The 18,358-nt window shown below is 68.1% G+C and carries 15 protein-coding genes; 5 read left to right on the top strand and 10 right to left on the bottom strand.

Annotated features, from left to right (window positions below; translation table 11 throughout):
• Positions 1 to 25: 25 nt before the first annotated feature.
• Together AU197_RS02510 and AU197_RS02505 are read right to left on the bottom strand one after the other, a co-directional pair.
• Positions 26 to 1,561, bottom strand: a complete 1,536-nt coding sequence (locus AU197_RS02510; RefSeq protein ID WP_064400770.1) for a DUF7782 domain-containing protein — start codon at positions 1,559 to 1,561, stop codon at positions 26 to 28.
• On the bottom strand, positions 1,558 to 2,319 hold the full coding sequence (locus AU197_RS02505) for an SOS response-associated peptidase (protein ID WP_197415436.1): 762 nt from the start codon (positions 2,317 to 2,319) through the stop codon (positions 1,558 to 1,560). The genes AU197_RS02510 and AU197_RS02505 overlap by 4 nt, the downstream gene beginning before the upstream one ends.
• A gap of 44 nt (positions 2,320 to 2,363) precedes the next feature.
• Here AU197_RS02505 and aroA point away from each other — a divergent pair, with 44 nt between their 5' ends.
• A complete protein-coding gene (aroA, locus tag AU197_RS02500) occupies positions 2,364 to 3,683 on the top strand; it encodes a 3-phosphoshikimate 1-carboxyvinyltransferase (protein ID WP_064400768.1) in 1,320 nt (439 codons plus the stop codon).
• Complete coding sequence (gene rsgA, locus AU197_RS02495) at positions 3,680 to 4,657, top strand: ribosome small subunit-dependent GTPase A (protein ID WP_064400767.1); 978 nt, start codon at positions 3,680 to 3,682, stop codon at positions 4,655 to 4,657. Before aroA ends, rsgA begins: the two co-directional genes overlap by 4 nt.
• A 334-nt stretch (positions 4,658 to 4,991) precedes the next feature.
• On the opposite strand, the gene AU197_RS02490 is transcribed toward rsgA, so the two are convergent.
• The 5 genes from AU197_RS02490 to AU197_RS02470 form a co-directional block, all read right to left on the bottom strand.
• Entirely contained in the window at positions 4,992 to 6,227 is a 1,236-nt protein-coding gene (locus AU197_RS02490) for a fatty acid desaturase family protein (protein ID WP_064400766.1), read from the bottom strand.
• Positions 6,228 to 6,296: 69 nt separating this feature from the next.
• Positions 6,297 to 7,427 carry a ferredoxin reductase gene (locus AU197_RS02485; RefSeq protein ID WP_064400765.1) on the bottom strand — a complete coding sequence of 377 codons (1,131 nt, stop codon included), beginning with the start codon at positions 7,425 to 7,427 and terminating at the stop codon, positions 6,297 to 6,299.
• Between the two features lie 61 nt (positions 7,428 to 7,488).
• Entirely contained in the window at positions 7,489 to 7,989 is a 501-nt protein-coding gene (locus AU197_RS02480; protein WP_502687850.1) for a DUF6912 family protein, read from the bottom strand.
• A gap of 6 nt (positions 7,990 to 7,995) precedes the next feature.
• On the bottom strand, positions 7,996 to 9,750 hold the full coding sequence (locus tag AU197_RS02475) for a BCCT family transporter (RefSeq protein WP_064400763.1): 1,755 nt from the start codon (positions 9,748 to 9,750) through the stop codon (positions 7,996 to 7,998).
• Between the two features lie 61 nt (positions 9,751 to 9,811).
• The gene (locus AU197_RS02470; RefSeq protein ID WP_064400762.1) at positions 9,812 to 11,221 is read right to left on the bottom strand and encodes a WS/DGAT/MGAT family O-acyltransferase; all 1,410 of its coding nucleotides are present in this window, start codon (positions 11,219 to 11,221) and stop codon (positions 9,812 to 9,814) included.
• Between the two features lie 233 nt (positions 11,222 to 11,454).
• Between AU197_RS02470 and AU197_RS02465 the strand changes: the two genes are divergently transcribed.
• On the top strand, positions 11,455 to 11,964 hold the full coding sequence (locus AU197_RS02465; RefSeq protein WP_064400761.1) for an Rv3235 family protein: 510 nt from the start codon (positions 11,455 to 11,457) through the stop codon (positions 11,962 to 11,964).
• A gap of 17 nt (positions 11,965 to 11,981) precedes the next feature.
• Entirely contained in the window at positions 11,982 to 12,452 is a 471-nt protein-coding gene (locus AU197_RS02460) for an SRPBCC family protein (RefSeq protein ID WP_064400760.1), read from the top strand.
• On the opposite strand, the gene secA is transcribed toward AU197_RS02460, so the two are convergent.
• The 3 genes from secA to AU197_RS02445 form a co-directional block, all read right to left on the bottom strand.
• Entirely contained in the window at positions 12,449 to 15,271 is a 2,823-nt protein-coding gene (gene secA / locus AU197_RS02455; protein WP_064400759.1) for a preprotein translocase subunit SecA, read from the bottom strand. The genes AU197_RS02460 and secA overlap by 4 nt on opposite strands.
• A 136-nt stretch (positions 15,272 to 15,407) precedes the next feature.
• Entirely contained in the window at positions 15,408 to 16,043 is a 636-nt protein-coding gene (gene hpf, locus AU197_RS02450) for a ribosome hibernation-promoting factor, HPF/YfiA family (RefSeq protein WP_197415446.1), read from the bottom strand.
• 328 nt (positions 16,044 to 16,371) lie between these two features.
• Entirely contained in the window at positions 16,372 to 17,001 is a 630-nt protein-coding gene (locus AU197_RS02445; protein WP_064400757.1) for a ComF family protein, read from the bottom strand.
• Between the two features lie 48 nt (positions 17,002 to 17,049).
• Here AU197_RS02445 and AU197_RS02440 point away from each other — a divergent pair, with 48 nt between their 5' ends.
• Complete coding sequence (locus AU197_RS02440; RefSeq protein ID WP_064400756.1) at positions 17,050 to 18,357, top strand: DUF2252 domain-containing protein; 1,308 nt, start codon at positions 17,050 to 17,052, stop codon at positions 18,355 to 18,357.
• Position 18,358 lies beyond the last annotated feature (1 nt).

The following is an 18,358-nucleotide window of genomic DNA, read 5'->3' as shown; positions in this document are numbered from 1 at the left end:
TCTAACCGGACCGAGGAATCCTCTGTCAAGGGCCGGCCTGGTAGAGGATGCCCCGCCCGATCGCCTCCCGCACGACGGGGAGCGCGGCCTGCGCCAGCGCATCGGCCTCGACGCCGTGAACGGTTGCGAGCAGGTCGATCAACGTCCCCAACGGCACCTCGCCCCGACAGCCGGCCAACAACGCCCGCCCGATCTCGTCGACGCCGATGACGGCGCCGGGCCCACCCGGGCGGCGCACGGCCGCGCCGACGACCTGCCAGCCGTCGGGCCCCGGCAGCGACTGTTCGTCGAGGAACACCGGCGCGGTCGACAACCTCGCGGCCAGCAACTTCTCGTCTGAGGTGTCGTGCAGGTACTCCCGACGGGCGAAGAACGCGTCGACCTCGTCGCCGGTGAGCGCCTCGTCGGCGCCGGTGATCTCCTCGAGAACATGCTCTACCGGCCGGTGCGCACCGGATCGTGCCGCGCGCAAGGCGATCACACCCATGCCGATGCCGGTGATGCCCTCATCGGCGAACCAGTCGAGCCACTGCCCTCCCCGGCTCGCCGCCCGATCCGGATCCTCACCGGCGTCGGCCGTCCACAGCGACACGTAGCTGACCGGGTCGGCGAGTTCGCGCTGTACCACCCACGCGTGCAGACCGGTGCCCGCCAACCAACGCCGCACCCGGTCGCGCCAGTCGTCTCGGCGCACGATCCAGTTGGCCATGACCAACGCCGTGCCCCCAGGCTGCAGATGGGCGCCAAGCTGCTCAACCAGGTTGCGGCACAGGGTATCCCCGGCCAGTCCCGAGTCGCGGTAGAGGTAGTCGCGGTCGCCTGCGCCCACGACGAACGGCGGGTTGGAGACGATGAGGTCAAAACGCTCGCCGGCGACCGGCTCGAAAAGGGTGCCGCGCCGTAGATCCCAGGACATGTCGTTGAGGCGCGCGGTCGCCGCCGCGAGCGCGAGTGCCCGCTCGTTGGTGTCGGTGGCCACGATCTGCGCGCAATGCCCGTTCAGGTGCAGCGCCTGCACTCCGCACCCGGTTCCGAGGTCCAGCGCGCGGGCGACCGGCGTGCGCACCACCGCGCGGGCCAGCGAGACCGACGCACCACCGATGCCGAGGACGTGGTCGTGTCGCACCGGCCCCGGACGCATCGACGCGTCCAGGTCGGAGACGACGATGAAGTCGTTGACGCCGTCGCTGTGCGGCCGGACGTCAAGGGCGGCGCGCACGGCGCCGTCGGCCGCCCACTCCAACACGGCGTTGGCCACCAGCGCGTCGACGTCGACGGAGCCGAACGCCAGGCCGACGTTTTCGGCGGGTTCGGCCGAACCCAGCAGGAACAGGCGCACCAGCACCGCCAGCCGTCGCTGCTGTGCTGTCCCGGTGCGCAGGACGCGATCGGTGGCCCGCAGGGCCGGCCACCCCACTCCCCTGCCGAATGCGGCGTCGGCGTCGGCGCCGAGCAGGGCGGCCACCCCGTCGGTGGTGTACCCCGCGCTGCGCAGGTCGGCGGCCAGCGCGTCGACGACCGCGGCATCGGACAGCGGGCCGGGCGGATCCGGCTGCGTCAAAGCAGGGTGCCTTGTTCGGCCGAGGGTTCGACCGGCTCGATCAACTCCGGGCCGTTGTTGCGCACGCTGTTCACCAACCGAGACACCTCGCGGATCTCGATGCGATCGAGGTCTCCGTGGCCGCGCAGAAGCCCCTCGTCGATCGGCGCGTCGGGGTCCAACCAGCGGTCCCAATCACCAGCGCTGACGGTCAGCGGCATGCGGTCGTGGATCTCGGCCAGCGGCCCGGCGGCGTCGGTGGTGATGATCGTGCAGCTGAGCAGCGGTTTGGCGTCCTTGGGTGCGTCTTTGGGCCGCCACGTCGTCCACAGCCCCGCCATGAACAGCGGCTCACCGTCGCCCGCATACATGAAGAAGGGCGTCTTGGCGCCTCGCTCGCCCTGCCACTCGTACCAGCCGTCCATCGGCACCAGGCAGCGCTTGTTCTTGGCCGAGTTGCGGAACGCCGGCGAGGTGGTCAGCTTGTCCGAGCGGGCGTTGATCAGCAGCGGCCCCTTAGTCTCGGGGCTGCCGTCCTCTTTGGCCTTCACCCACGGCGGCACCAAGCCCCAGCGCATCGACCGCAACCGCCGGGTGGCCTCGTCATCGGGTTCGCTGTGGCGCTTGACCACGGTGCTGACGGTCGTGGTCGGCGCGACGTTGTAGTTGGGCCCCGACGCATCCTTGCCGCCGGTGGTGGCCGCCGTGGTCTCGTCGATCGCCTTGATCTTCTCGGCCAGTAGCGCCGGGTCTGTGGTCACCGCGAAACGTCCACACATGAAGCCCATGGTTACACGGCGAGCCGACAGGGGAAGATGGAGCGGTGAGCGCGCCCGCACACCACGAACGCCAGGCCTGGCCTGCACCGTCGACAACCACTCCGGTGCATGCCACCGTCACCGTGCCCGGCTCGAAGTCGCAGACGAATCGGGCGCTGGTGCTGGCCGCGCTGGCCACAGCCAACGGCGAATCGACGATCAGCGGGGCGCTGCGCAGCCGTGACACCGACCTGATGATCGGTGCGCTGGCCGCGCTCGGCGTGACGGTCGAGGGCCACGCCGACGAACTGTCCGTCAGCGGCCGGATCGCACCGAGCGAGGGTGCGCGCATCGACTGCGGACTGGCCGGCACGGTGTTGCGGTTCGTGCCGCCGGTGGCCGCTCTGGGCACCGCCACCGTCACGTTCGACGGTGACGAGCAGGCCCGCGCCCGGCCCATCTCTCCCCTACTGGACGCGTTGCGCGGCCTCGGTGTCGACATCGACGGCGACGGGCTGCCCTTCGCGGTGCGCGGCGCCGGATCGGTCATCGGCGGAACGGTGGAGATCGACGCCTCGTCGTCCTCGCAATTCGTTTCGGGGCTGCTGCTGTCGGGCGCCGGGTTCCGCGACGGGCTGACCGTCGTGCACACCGGCGACTCGGTCCCGTCCGCGCCGCATGTGGCGATGACGGTTGCGATGCTGCGCGACGCGGGAGTCGCCGTCGACGACGGCCGGGACAACCAGTGGCGGGTGTCGCCGGGGCCGATAACAGCCCGGCACTGGGACATCGAGCCCGACCTGTCCAACGCGGTGCCGTTCCTGGCCGCCGCGGTGGTCAGCGGGGGCAGCGTGCGGTTGACGGGCTGGCCCCGGGTGAGCACGCAGCCGGCCGATGCCATCGTCTCGATCTTGAAGAAGTTGGGATCTGTTGTGCAACACGGTGATACCTATCTCGAAGTGTCGGGAGCCGGAGTGTACGGCGGTATCGACGTCGATCTGCACGACGTCGGCGAGCTCACGCCCGCCGTCGCCGCCCTGGCGGCACTGGCCGCTCCGGACTCGGTGTCGAAGCTGTCGGGTGTCGCGCATCTGCGTGGGCACGAGACCGACCGGCTCGCGGCACTGTCGGCGGAGATCAACGGTCTCGGCGGTCAGTGCGAGGAGACCGAGGACGGGCTGGTGATCACGGCCCGGCCGCTGCACGGCGGGTTGTGGCGGTCCTACGCCGACCACCGGATGGCGACCGCGGGCGCGATCGTGGGGCTACGAGTGCCCGACGTCGCGGTGGAGGACATCGACACCACAGCCAAGACGTTGCCCGGTTTCGCCCAGTTGTGGGCCGACATGCTCGCGGGGCAGACGACCGAGGCCGACCGCGCTTGAGCCGACGCGAGTACGACGAGTCCGATGTCCGGGTGCGACCCGGCCGAGGCTCGCGGCCGCGGACCAAGATTCGGCCTGAGCACGCCGACGCGCAGGAAGCGATGGTGGTGACCGTCGACCGGGGCCGCTGGGGGTGCGCGCTCGGCGGTGATCCGAACCGTCGCGTGGTCGCGATGCGCGCCCGCGAACTGGGCCGCACCCCGATCGTCGTCGGTGACGAGGTCGGCATCGTCGGTGACCTGTCCGGCCGGCCCGACACGCTGGCCCGGATCGTCCGGCGCGGTGATCGGCGAACGGTGTTGCGCCGCACGGCCGATGACACCGATCCGACCGAGCGGGTGGTGGTGGCCAACGCCCACCAGCTGTTGATCGTCGTCGCACTGGCCGACCCGCCGCCCCGCACCGGGCTGGTGGAGCGTGCACTGATAGCGGCCTACGCCGGCGGGCTCAAACCGATCCTGTGCCTGACGAAGACGGATCTCGCTCCGCCCGAACCGTTTGCGGCGCAGTTCGCCGATCTCGATCTGACGATCACCGCCGCAGGCCGCGACGATCCGCTCGATGCGGTGGCCCCGATGCTGACCGACCGTGTCACGGTTCTGCTCGGCCATTCGGGCGTGGGAAAGTCGACATTGGTGAATCGCCTTGTGCCACAGGCTGAGAGGGCTACCGGGGAGGTGACCGATATCGGAAAGGGCAGACACACCTCCACCCAGTCGGTCGCACTGCCGCTGGAATCCGGCGGCTGGGTGATCGATACGCCCGGCATCCGGTCGTTCGGACTGGCGCACATCGAGCCCGACGATGTGCTGCTGGCGTTCTCGGATCTGGCCGAAGCCATCAAGGACTGCCCCCGCGGGTGTGGGCACATGGGTGCTCCCGCCGATCCGGAGTGCGCGCTGGACACCTTGACCGGTCCCGCCGTCGACCGGGTCGCCGCCGCCCGGCGGCTACTGGCCGCCCTGCACCCCTGACCCCCTTTTGCGCGAGCGTGCGTGTTTGCACACGAAACGCCGCGCATATTAGGCATTTTGGGCACACTCGCGGACCCCGATCTGCGATTCGATGCCGAATCCATGACGGATCTGCCCTACCCCGGATCCTCGAGGAGCCGTCCGGGAAGGGGTTGCGCTGACGTTCCATCGCCGACGCCCGGATGTGGTCGGGAGTCGACACCGACACCGCAGGCCTACCGACACCGCGCGCCCGCAGGGGGCGCACGCTCGCCACGCCGTCGGCGTGCGCAAACTGCCGTAAATCCGCGGCGTGTCGTGTGCAGACACGCACGCTCGCGGAAGGGGGGTTGCGCTAGGCGGCCAGTTTCGCTGCGCGCTTGTCGCGGCGCCGGGCCCGCACGGCCGCGATCGACGACTTGAGGCCACGCCGCTGCGTCGGTTCCAGTTCGGCGAACATCCGCTCGCTGCGGGTCTCGGGGGCATCGTCGACGGTGTCGTGCAGGAACCGGTCCGGCAACGACAGCTTGGCGATGGTCCGCCACGTCTTGCCGTACTGCACCAGGAACGAACCCGTCGTGTAGGGCAGGTCGTACTTGTCGCACAACTGGCGCACCCGCGATGAGATCTCGTAGAGCCGGTTGCTGGGCAGATCCGGGTACAGGTGATGCTCGATCTGGTGGCAGAGGTTGCCGCTCATGAACCGCAGTACCGGGCCGTTCTCGAAGTTGGCGCTGCCCAGCATCTGGCGCAGGTACCACTCGCCCTTGGTCTCGCCGACCATGTCGGTCTTGGTGAATTTCTCTGCGCCGTCCGGGAAGTGGCCGCAGAAGATCACCGCGTTGGACCAGATGTTGCGGATGATGTTGGCCACCGCATTGGCCTTCAGCGTCGACTTGTAGGTTGCGCCCGGCGACAACGAGGTCACCGCGGGCCACGCGACGTAGTCCTTGACCACCTGCTGGCCGGCCTTGGTGCCGAACTCGCGCAGTCGCACCATCGTCGCCTTGCGATCGTCGCGGCCCTTGAAGATCTTGCCGATCTCGAGGTGCTGCAGTCCGACACCCCACTCGAAGAGCGTCGCGAGCATGGTGTTGAACAGCAGGTTGAAAACGTTGTGCGGCTTCCACTTCTGGTCGCGCGTCACACGCAGCAGGCCGTAGCCCACGTCGTCGTCCATGCCCAGGATGTTGGTGTACTTGTGGTGCATGAAGTTGTGGGTGAAGCGCCAGTGTTTGGCCGCCCCGCTCATGTCCCACTCCCACGTCGAGGAATGGATCTCGGGATCGTTCATCCAATCCCATTGACCGTGCATGACGTTGTGGCCGATCTCCATGTTCTCGATGATCTTGGCCACGCCCAGCGTCACGGTGCCTGCCCACCACGCGGAGCGGCGCGAACTCGCGGCCAGCATCACGCGGCCTGCGATCTCCAGGACCCGCTGCGCGGCGATGGTGCGGCGGATATAGCGCGCATCGCGCTCACCGCGGGAGTCTTCGATGTCCTGGCGGATCGCATCCAACTCCACGGCCAGACTCTCGATGTCCGCATCGGTCAGATGCGCGAATTCGGGAACGTCGGTGATTGCCATCGTCAGGCCTCCTCTCGCGTGCCTACGCTACCGTAACCTACGTACCCGTAGGTTACCAGCCAGTAAACCTCAGACATCGAGCACACAATCGCCGGATGCTGCGGAAACGCACGTCTGCACGCGACTTCCGGGTTCGTGTTCGACGCCCGTGCGCAGGTCGCGCACATAGCCGTCGACGAGACCCACCACACAGGACTGGCAGATGCCCATCCGGCATCCGAAGGGCATCCGGATGCCGGCCGCCTCGCCGGCCTCCATCAGCGGCGTGGCCGCGTCGACGCTGACCGTCTTACCGCTGCGCGCGAACTCGACGGTTCCGCCCTGCCCGTGCACGGCGGTCTTGGATACGGCGAACCGTTCCAGATGCAGGCGTTCGGCGAGGCCGGCCGCCGACCAGTTCCGCTGAGCCGCATCGAGCATGCCCTCGGGGCCGCACGCCCAGGTCTGGCGTTCGCGCCAGTCGGGCACCTCGTCGTCGAGCCGGACCAGGTCCAACCGGCCCGCGGTGCGCGTCGCGCGCAACCGCAGTTGGTAGCCGCCGTGCGCACGGGCCAGCTCGGCGAGCTCGGCGGCGAACATCACATCGGATTCCGTTGGCGCGGAATGCAAATGGACGATATCGGTGATCTGGTCGCGCCGGACCAGCGTGCGCAGCATCGACATCACCGGCGTGATGCCCGAGCCACCGGTCAGAAACAGGACCTTGGCCGGTGCGGGGTCGGGCATCACGAAATTGCCCTGCGGAGCGGCCAGCCGCACGATCGTGCCCGGCGCCAGCCCGTCCACCAGATGCGTGGACAGAAAGCCCTCGGGCATGGCCTTGACCGTGATGGTGATGGTGCGGGTGGTGCGCGACGGCGCCGAGGTCAGCGAATAGGACCGCCAGCGCCAGCGGCCGTCGATCTGCACACCGATTCCGATGTACTGACCGGGCTGGTAGTCGAACGAGAAGCCCCACCCCGGCTTGATCACCAGCGTCGCCGAATCCTCGGTCTCGCGCCGGACGTCGAGCACCCGGCCGCGCAGCTCCCGCGCCGACCACAGGGGGTTGGCGAGCTTCAGGTAGTCGTCGGGCAGCAGCGGCGTGGTGATCCGGGTCGCGATACTGCGCAGAGCTCGCATGCCCGGATGCCCGCCGGCGACGTTCGGCCGCACCGTATCGGCGACGTTGGCCGAGACCTTGACGTAATTCTTGGCCATGAACCTACGGTACCGTAACCTACGTTTCCGTATCCAGCCGAGATCACGGCCGATACCCGGTTCAGAGCAGTTCGAGCAGGAACGGCAATTCCTGCGGCGCGTACCAGGCCAGGTCGTGGTCCTGGGCGTCGTTGACCACGAAGTCCGCGTCGTCGTCGCCCAGGTCCGCCTCGTCGACGGCCTCGATCGCGGGCAACACCGCGGACTCGGCCTCGGCGTTGTCGACATAGGCGGCGATGACGTCCTCGAAGGCCACCGGACCGGCCAGCCGCACCACCGCATCGTCGAGATCGGGGCGCGGCGTCACACCCTCGACCTCGGCCTCCACCACCGCGCGGCGCGGCGGCAGGTCCCCCACGCCCTCGCCGGCGAGCAGTCGGAGCGACGCCAGCGCGGCTTCCCGGCGCGCGACCTCGGCGAGTTCCTCGTCGTCGCCCTCGGCGTACGACTCACGCAGGGCGGGTGTCAGCGCGAACGCCGTACCGCTGCGGGCATGCAGCACCCGGTCGGCCACGAGCTGCTGCAGCATGGTCAGGGTCGCGGGGATGTAGACGCGCACCAGGCGAGATTAGTCGTCGGGCGACTTGTCGCTCGCCGGATCCTTCTCCACCGAGATGACGAAGTCGTCGCCGTGCTCGGTGACGCCCTGGATGACCGCGGTGTCGACGGCCTCCCGCGCATACTGTCTGCGGACCATCAGCGGGTCGCGGCGCAGGTCCTTGACCAACCCCACCGCCATACCGACCATCACGACGACGAACGGCAGCGCCGCGATGATGGTGATGGTCTGCAGCCCGGTCAGCGCGTCCTCCCCGCCGACCAGCAGCATCACCGCCGCGACCGCGCCGGTGGCCACACCCCAGAAGATCACGGTGGCTCGACCCGGTCTGATCGTGCCGCGTTCGGACAGCGACCCCATCACCACCGATGCCGCGTCCGCGCCGGAGACGAAGAAGATGGCCACCAGCAGCATCACCATCACACTGGCGATCGTCGCGATCGGATACTGGTCGAGCAGGCCGAACAGCTGCGCCTCGATGCTGCCTTCGCCGGCGAGGTCGGTGCCTTCCTCCTGCACGCGGATCGCCGAACCGCCGAACACCGCGAACCACACCAGCGACACCAGGCTCGGCACCAACAGCACGCCGGTGACGAACTGCCGGATGGTGCGACCCCGCGAGATCCGCGCGATGAACATTCCGACGAACGGCGTCCACGACACCCACCACGCCCAGTAGAAGATCGTCCAGGACTGCAGCCACTCGTTGACGTCGGCGCCTTCGGCGCCGGTGCGCGCGGACATCATCGCGAAGTCGGCCATGTAGCTGCCCAGCGATGTCGGCAACAGGTTGAGGATGAAAACCGTTGGCCCGACGACGAATACAAAGAATGCGAGCACCGTCGCCAGCACCATGTTGATGTTGGACAACCACTGGATGCCACGCGCGACCCCGGAGACCGCCGACAGCACGAACGCCGTCGTGAGCACCGTGATGATGACGACGAGGATGGTGTTGCCGGTCTCTCCGATACCGCCGACGATCTGCAGGCCGCTGCGGATCTGCAGCGCGCCCAGACCCAGTGAGGCGGCCGAGCCGAACAGCGTGGCGAAGATCGCCAGCATGTCGATGACCTTGCCCCACGGCCCGTTGGCGCGCGAGCCCAGCAGCGGTTCGAACGCCGCGCTGATCAGCTGCAGCCGGCCCTTGCGGTAGACGCCATAGGCGATCGCCAGGCCCACCACCGCGTAGATCGCCCACGGGTGCAGCGACCAGTGGAACAGCGTGGTGGCCATCGCGGTCTGCACGGCCTCCGGGTTACCGGGCTCACCGGTGCCCGGTGGTGGTGTCACGAAGTGCGAAAGCGGTTCGGCCACCCCGAAGAACATCAGTCCGATGCCCATGCCGGCGCTGAACATCATCGCGACCCACGACACCCCGTGAAACTCGGGTTCCTCGTCGTCACGACCGAGTGGAATAGCGCCGAAGCGGCCGATCGCAAGCCACAGAATGAAGACCACGAAACCCGACGACGTCAGCACGAACAGCCACCCGGTGTTGTCCATGACCCACGTCAGCGCACTGCCCGACGCCGATGCCAGCGACTCGGTACTGACGAAGCCCCACACCAGAAAGGCGATGGCCACGACGGCGGTGACCCCGAAGACGACCCAGTCCACGCCACGCGACCGGGTGACGGCGCCATCTCCTGGCGGCAGATCGAGCGCCGGATGGGGCACGACGGAATCGGTCGGCGATCTGAGTGCGCGCCTCGTGGCGGTTCTGGCTTTTCCCGGCGTCTCGTTCTCTGCGCTCGTCGTCATGGTGACCCAATTCGACCCCGCTGGCGGCGAGAGAGTCAATCCCGCAAACGCACAGTCGGGTTTATTGGGCCGCCTCGAGCAGCTCTTCGAGTGACTCGCGCAGCAGGCTCGGCAAAACATCGACGTCGCTCATGGCGTCGCGGTCGGCGTTGATGCCGAAGTAGACCATGCCGTTGTAGGACGTCACACCCAGCGCCAGCACCTGGTTGCTCAGCAGCGGCGGCACCGCGTAGGTCTCCAGCAGCTTGGTGCCCGCGATGTACATCTGATGCTGTGCGCCCGGCACGTTGGTGATCAGCAGGTTGAACTGGCGCGCCGAGAACGTGGTGGCCACCCGGATGCCCATGGCGTGCAGGGTCGGCGGAGCGAACCCCGACAGGGTCACGATGGTTCTCGCGTCGACCAGGCTGGCTGCGGTGGACGCGGACTCGGTGGCGTGCGCGATCTGGGAGAGGCGAACCACCGGGTTGCCCTCGCCGACCGGAAGGTCGACGAGGAACGGTGTCACCTCGCTGATGGCCTGGCCGGGGCCGGTCGCGTCGAGTTCGGCGTCCGGATACACCGACATCGGTGCCATCGCCCGCACCCGGGCGGTGGAGGTCACCGGTTCGCCGCGCGACATCAGCCAGTTGCGCAACGCGCCGGCGACCACGGCCAGCACCACGTCGTTGACGTCGCAGTCGTAGCGGGCGCGCACGGCGCGGAAGTCCTCGAGCCGCCCGCAGGCGACGGTGAACCGCCGGTTGCGCGACACGGTGGTGTTGAGCGGGCTGCTCGGTGCGGTGCCGCGCGCGACGGTGCGGGCCACCTCGAGTGCCCGACGACCCATGTCGACCAGCTGGCCCGCGTTGGTCGCGACGTCGACGACCGCCGAGCGGACGGCGCCGAGCTGCTCGGCCGGGCGCATGATCCACTCGCCGAGCGCACCGAGCAGCAACTGTCGATCGCTGGGCTCGCGCAACGGGATCCAGATGTCTTCACCGAACTCCGGCGGCTTCTGCGTGCGGTCTGCGATGACGTGGCCGATCTCCAGCGCCGTCATTCCGTTCACCAGCGCCTGGTGCGACTTCGTGTAGATCGCGAGGCGGTTCTTGGCCAAACCTTCGATCAGGTACATCTCCCACAGCGGCCGCGACCTGTCCAACGGGCGTGACCCCAGCCGCGCGATGAGTTCGTGCAATTGGGCGTCGCTTCCCGGCGAGGGCAGGGCGGAGCGACGGATGTGGTAGGTGATGTCGAAGTCGCGGTCGTCCACCCACACCGGGCGCGCCAGGCCCAGTGTCACCTCGCGCACCTTCTGCCGGTAGCGGGGTATCTGCGGCAGCCGCTGTTCGACGGTGGCCAGCAGGGTCTCGTAGCTCAGGCCGCTGCGGGGTTTGCGAAGGATCGACAGCGAACCCACGTACATCGGCGTCGATGTGTTCTCCAGGTGGTAGAACGACGCGTCCGCCGTCGACAACCGGGTGACCATCGCGACGTCGTCCCTCCCCTGTACCGGCGCGGCCCGACCGCGTGCGCCGAAGTTCCCGCCACGCTATAGGCAAACCCTGCGGATGTGCATCACGGGTGCTTCTCGGTGTCTTGGAGCCCCTGCCGGTCGTGCGATCATGGTGGTGTCTGCCACTCTCCAGCAGACGGGTTCTGTCTCGTCGAGTCGCTGGAGAACGCGTTGTGACATCATCGTGCACCCCCGCCGGAGCCACCGTGCCCGCCCCCGACAAGGAGCGACCGGCCGCGCTGGTGGCGCCCGTCATCGACTGTGAGCCACCGCCCCTCGGTGTCGGCGCCTGTGCGCCACCGTCGCCAAAAGCGCTGCGCCGCCGCCCATCCGGCAGGGCGGGTGCCGGTGTGCGCACTCCGCACCCGCAACGGCCCGCGCCGAACCCCGCGGAGCCCGCCCCGCCGCGCGCCGCGGTCGTATTCGCCGATGCGGCGTTGCGCCGGGTGCTCGAGGTGATCGACCGGCGCCGACCCGTGGCGCAGTTGCGCCCGCTGTTGGCGCCGGCGCTCATCGAAACTGTGCTCGCGATGACCCGGCACCCGCACTCCACCGTCGCCACCCTGCGCCGGGTCAGGGTGCGCGTGACCGACGTCGAGGGTCCGGCCGCGGAGGTGTTCGGCACTTACAGTCGCGGACAGCGCATCCGCGCGATCGCGGCGCGCATCGCGTTCGACGGCCGGCGCTGGCGGGTGGTCGCGCTGCAGATCGGTTGAGCGCTAGCCTGCTCGGCGTGCAGGGAAACTCGATCAGCGTGCAACGCCTCATCAAGGCGCATCCGGCCGCGATCTTCGCGTTGCTCGCCGACGCCGGCAGGCATCCGGCCTTCGACGGTTCGGGCACCGTCGCTCACGCACCCGGTGAGAAGTCTCAACCTCTTTCTGCCGGGGCCACATTCGGCATGGCGATGCGGGGCAGGCCCGAGTCGCTGTTCCTTCCGTACCGGACCACCAACACGGTCGTCGAGTTCGAACCCGACCGCCGCATCGCGTGGAAGACGACGATGGGCCCCCTCGGGCTGATCGGCGGGCGCATCTGGCGCTACGAACTCGAACCGACATCCGAGGGCACGCTGGTGCGCGAAACCTGGGACATATCCGGCGACCGGCAACGCCTGTTGCTCAAGCGGGGCGAGACGCCCAAGCAGGCCGAGGACGGGATGCGGGCCACGCTGGGCCGCATCGCCGCTTTGGTCGAGCCTTAACGCCTGCGCATCGTCTTCTGTTCGCGGGCCTGCTGCCGCGCGGCTTCGCGCCGCTGCTTGCGGGTGCCGCCGCTGGGCCCCGCGGGCCGCGGTGCGCCGCTACCGTTGCCGGACCGCTGCACCTCAGCCGAGCCGTCCTCGGACGGCCCGGTGTAGGTCAGCGGACGCGACTCGTCGTCGATCCCCTTGGCGCGCAGGCCGGTTCCGGTCGGCCGTTCCTTTGTGGCCACGCCACCCTGGGCCTGCGCGGCGGCCGCCTCGGCGAACTCGGTGAGGCCCGACGGTGTGGCGATCGGGGCGACGGCCGGCTGCGGCGCGGGTTCGACCGCGACGTTGAACAGGAACCCGACCGACTCCTCCTTGAGCCCCTCGAGCATCCCGATGAACATGTCGTAGCCCTCGCGCTGGTACTCGACCAGCGGATCGCGCTGGGCCATCGCGCGCAGGCCGATGCCCTCCTTGAGGTAGTCCATCTCGTAGAGGTGTTCGCGCCACTTGCGGTCCAGCACGTTGAGCAGCACGTTGCGCTCCAGCTGACGCATCGCGCCCTCGCCCGCGATCTCCTCGATCTGCTTCTCCCGCTCGGCGTAGGCACGTTCGGCATCGGCGAGCAACGCCTCGAGCAGCTCCTCGCGGGTCAGTTCGCCGGGCTCACCGATGGCGTCGGAGTCGATCAGGTCGTGGTGGTCGATGCCGACGGGATACAGCTGCTTGAGTGCGGTCCAGAGCTGCTCGAGGTCCCAGTCCTCGGAGTAGCCCTCGGCGGTGGCCCCGTCCACGTAGGCGGTGATCACGTCGACCAGCATTTTGCGGGCCTGTTCGGCCAGGTTCTCGCCCTCGAGGATGCGGCGCCGCTCGTCGTAGATGACCACACGTTGCTTGTTCATCACCTCGTCGTACTTGAGGACGTTCTTGCGGACCTCGAAGTTCTGCTGCTCGACCTGCGTCTGCGCGCTCTTGATGGCGCGGGTGACCATCTTCGCCTCGATCGGCACGTCGTCGGGCAGGTTGAGCCGGGTCAGCAGCGCCTCCAGCGTGGCGCCGTTGAACCGTCGCATCAGCTCGTCGCCGAGCGACAGGTAGAACCGGGATTCGCCGGGGTCGCCCTGGCGTCCGGAGCGGCCGCGCAGCTGGTTGTCGATGCGCCGGGATTCGTGCCGTTCGGTACCCAGCACGTACAGGCCGCCCGAGGCGATGACGTCCTCGGCCTCGCGCGCGCACTCCGCTTTGACCGCGGACAGCGTCTCGTGCCAGACCTTCTCGTACTCATCCGGCGTCTCCACCGGGTCCAGACCACGTTCGCGCAACCGCTTGTCGGTGAGGAAGTCCGGGTTACCGCCGAGCACGATGTCGGTACCGCGGCCCGCCATGTTCGTCGCAACGGTGATCGCGCCCAGCCGGCCGGCCTCGGCGATGATCGAGGCCTCCTGCTCGTGGTACTTCGCGTTGAGGACGTTGTGGGGGATGCGGCGCTTGGTGAACTGGCGGGACAGGTACTCCGAACGTTCCACGCTGGTGGTGCCGATCAGGACCGGTTGGCCCTTCTCGTAGCGCTCGGCGACGTCGTCGACGACGGCGATGTACTTGGCCTCTTCGGTCTTGTAGATCAGGTCGGACTGATCGGCGCGGATCATCGGTTTGTTGGTGGGGATGGGCACCACCCCGAGCTTGTAGATCTCGTGCAGCTCGGCCGCCTCGGTCTGTGCGGTACCGGTCATGCCGGCGAGCTTGTCGTAGAGGCGGAAGTAGTTCTGCAGCGTGATCGTGGCCAGTGTCTGGTTCTCGGCCTTGATCTCGACGCGCTCCTTGGCCTCGATGGCCTGGTGCATGCCCTCGTTGTAGCGACGGCCGACCAGCACGCGGCCGGTGAACTCGTCGACGATGAGCACATCGCCGTCGCGCACGATGTAGTCCTTGTCGCGCTGGAACAGCTCCTTGGCCTTCAGCGCGTTGTTCAGGTAGCTGACCAGCGGCGAGTTGGCCGCCTCGTAGAGGTTGTCGATGCCCAGCTGATCCTCGACGAACTCGACGCCGAGTTCGTGCACGCCGACGGTGCGCTTGCGGATGTCGACCTCGTAGTGGACGTCCTTTTCCATCAGCGGCACGATGCGCGCGAACTCGGTGTACCACTGCGATGCGCCGTCGGCGGGGCCGGAGATGATCAGCGGGGTGCGGGCCTCGTCGATGAGGATGGAGTCGACCTCGTCGACGATCGCGAAGTTGTGCCCCCGCTGAACCAGATCGGCCAGGGAGTGCGCCATGTTGTCGCGCAGGTAGTCGAACCCGAACTCGTTGTTGGTGCCGTAGGTGATGTCGGCGGCGTAGGCGGTCCGCCGCTGGTCCGGGGTCATCTGCGCGAGGATCACGTCGACCTCCAGGCCGAGGAACCGGTGCACACGGCCCATCCACTCGGCATCGCGCCTGGCCAGGTAGTCGTTGACGGTGACGATGTGCACGCCCTTGCCGGACAGCGCGTTGAGGTAGGCCGGAAGCACACCGGTCAGCGTCTTGCCTTCACCGGTCTTCATCTCCGCGACGTTGCCGAAGTGCAGCGCCGCGCCGCCCATCAACTGGACCTTGAACGGTTTCTGATCCAGCACCCGCCAGGCCGCCTCGCGGGCGACGGCGAACGCTTCGGGCAGCAGGTCGTCGAGGCTTTCGCCGTTGTCCACGCGCTTTTTGAACTCGTCGGTCTTGGCCCGCAGTTCAGCGTCGGTCAGCTTCTCGACATCGGCTGCCAGGGAGTCGACATAGTCGGCCACCCCCTTGAGGCGTTTGACCATCCGGCCCTCGCCGAGACGCAGCAACTTTTGCAGCACGCTAGTTCCCCTATGGGTTTGGAAGTCTTGAGCTCAACCCATGGTAGGCGACATGCTGCCCGACCCGGCCCAGCTACGTCAGGCCAGGGGAAATAGTGCTCGGTCCGGCTCAGGCGAGCCGGACCGAGCCGCCGGCTCAGGCGAGCCGAATCAAGCCGTAGTCGTAGGCGTGCCTGCGGTAGACCACGGACGGCAGGTCGCTCTCCTTGTCGTGGAAGAGGAAGAAGTCGTGGCCCACCAGCTCCATCTGCGACAACGCGTCGTCGACGGTCATCGGTGTGGCCGGATGCTCCTTGATCCGCACGATGCGCCCTGGCTCGTGCTCGTCGAGCGCGGCGCCGTCGTGTTCGGGCGGTGTCGTGGTCAGCGGCTCTGGTGCGGCGGTGAGAGCGGTGGCCTCGGCGACCGATACCGGGGTCTTGTCGCCGTAGTGAATCTTGCGGCGGTCGCGTGCGCGGCGGAGCCGCTCGGCGAGCTTGTCCACCGCCGATTCCATCGCGCCGTAGAAGCTGTCGGCACACGCTTCGGCGCGCACCACCGGGCCGCGGCCGCGTGCGGTGATCTCGACGTGTTGACAGTTCTTGCGTTGACGTCGGTTGCGCTCGTGGTCGAGCTCGACGTCGAACAGATAGATCGTGCGGTCGAATCGTTCCAGGCGTGACAGTTTCTCTGCGACGTACGTGCGGAAGTGGTCGGGGATCTCGACGTTGCGGCCGGTGACCGCGACTTCGGCGCGCGGTCGGGGTTCGGGCGTTTCGTCCTCGATCACCATCGTTCGGGAGTCCAGGGATTGGCTTGACATGCTTGGCAACTCGTTTCTTCGGCGTCCGCACGCGTCAGCGTGCCCGGGTTGTCGTGGATCCGCACCGACGGGGTTTGCATGTCTCGCCGCTCGCCGGTGCAAGGTGTCGTCTACTCACCTCCTACCGCGTCGGCGATGCTGGCGCTTCGAATCTTCAGCGCCGGCCGTGAGTCATTCACGGGTGTTGCAGCCGACGGTAGCCGCGTTCACCCGGTAGTGCCAGTGAATCCGGGTACCTGTTTCCAGTTCTTCACCTCGGTCTGCTATGTGAGCCCGACAATCGGCGCCGCGGCGGCGGTCACGCGTTCGCCACAACCAACACGGCCGCCACGCGCGCCCCAACGGTGTGCAGCACGCGAACCGACTCGGCGGCCGTGGCGCCGGTGGTGATGATGTCGTCGACGACGAGCACTTCGCCCGCGACGGGCCGTGCGACCCGGACCCGGCCGCCGATGTTGCGCTGCCGGGCGGCGGTGGACAGCCCGACCGAATCCGCCACGAACGCGCGGGTGCGCAACGCTGGTAGGACGGCAACCCCTGGCAAGTCGGCCGCCGCGGTGCGGACCATCCGGGTCACCGGGTCACCGCCCCGCCGGCGCGCCGACCACCGCCGGGTCGGTGCGGGGACCACCGTCACCGGGGTGTCGACCAGTCCCCAGGTGAGCAGGTGCACCAGGCCGGCCCGCAGCGCCCCGGCGAGCGCAGGCAGCAGATCGGTTCGGCCGTGCTCTTTGACCGCGATGACGGCTGCCCGCCGCGGCCCGGCGTAACGGCCGAGGGAGTACACCGGAACTCCGGGGTCGACGCGCGGCGAGACGAGGTGCGGATCTTCGGCCTTGACCGTCAGTGCGGCCGCGCACGCCGCGCACCACCGCGTCGACGGGGCGCCGCAGCCCCCGCACTGCAGCGGGAGAACGAGATCGAGCACGCGGTCAGTGTGGCGGTAAGGGGTGACACCCGGGGGTACTCCGTGTCCATGCAGGACCAACGGGAGTCGTTGATCGTCGATTGCCTGGTGAACGCGTTCGCCGATCTGATGGAGGCCGATCCAGATGCGTTCCGGACCAAGTTCCGCAAGATGGCCGCCGAGCCCTTCGCCTTCTTCCGCGGCAGCGCCTGCGTCTTCTACCGCGACGTCGCCGAGCGTGAGGACCGTTGGGTTGACGAGCGCACGAGCCGGGTGTGGATCCAAGGCGACCTGCACACCGAGAACTTCGGCACCTACATGGACGGCGCAGGCAAGCTGATCTTCGACGTCAACGACTTCGACGAGGCCTACATTGGGCACTTCACCTGGGACCTGCAGCGGTTCGCCGCCAGCGTCGCGCTGATGTGCTGGCAGAAGGCCCTGTCGGATCACGAAATCAGCAGGCTGATCGACACTTTCACACGCGCCTACATCGATCAGGTGCGGTGGTTCCTGCAGGCCGACGACGACGCGAGCTTCTCGTTGAATCTCGACACCGCGCGCGGCGCCGTGCGGTCGGCCTTGCAGAGCGCACGGCTGTCGACGAGGTCCGAGATGCTGGATCGTCTGACCGCGGTGGACGATCGGGACAGACGCTTCCGGCAGGCCGCCGGGGTACGTCGACTCGAGGACGCTGAACGCGCCAAGGTCGAGACTGCCTTCGCCGAATATCTTGAGACCATTCCGAAAACCAAACGGTTCCAGGGGATCACCTACGACATCAAGGATGTGATCGGTAAGAAGGGTCACGGTATCGGCAGCGCGGGTCTGCCGACCTACACCGTGCTGATCGAGGGGTTCAACCAGGCGTTGGACAACGACGCCGTGCTGTCGATGAAGCAGGGCAACGTCGCCGCGCCCAGCCGCGTCGTTCAGGATGGAGGCCTGAGTCGGCACTTCAAGCACCACGGCCACCGAACGGCCGTGTCTCAACGCGCGCTGCAGGCGCACGCCGATCCGCTGCTGGGCTACACCGACATCGACGACGTCGGCTTCGTCGTCAGCGAGATATCCCCGTATGCAGCCGATCTGGACTGGAGCGAGTTGACCGAACCGGACGAATTGGCCGAAGTGATCGAGCAGCTGGGGCGGGCGGTGGCCAAAGTGCACTGCGTCGGGGATGCCGACAGCGACCAGAGGGTGGTCGAGTTCCAGACCGAGGAGGCGATCGACTCGGTCATCGGCGACCATGTCGAGGAGTTCTCGGCCGACCTCGTGACGTTCGGTCTGGAGTACGCCGGCATCGTGCGCGACGATCACCGCCATTTCGTCGAAGCGTTTCGTGAAGGCCGCATTCCCGGCGTCACGTCAACGTGAG

The organism is Mycobacterium sp. IS-1590 (assembly GCF_001500025.1).
Classification (GTDB): Bacteria; Actinomycetota; Actinomycetes; order Mycobacteriales; family Mycobacteriaceae; genus Mycobacterium.
Note: the sequence above shows the minus strand (reverse complement) of the source record. Positions and strands in the feature narration are given on the sequence as shown.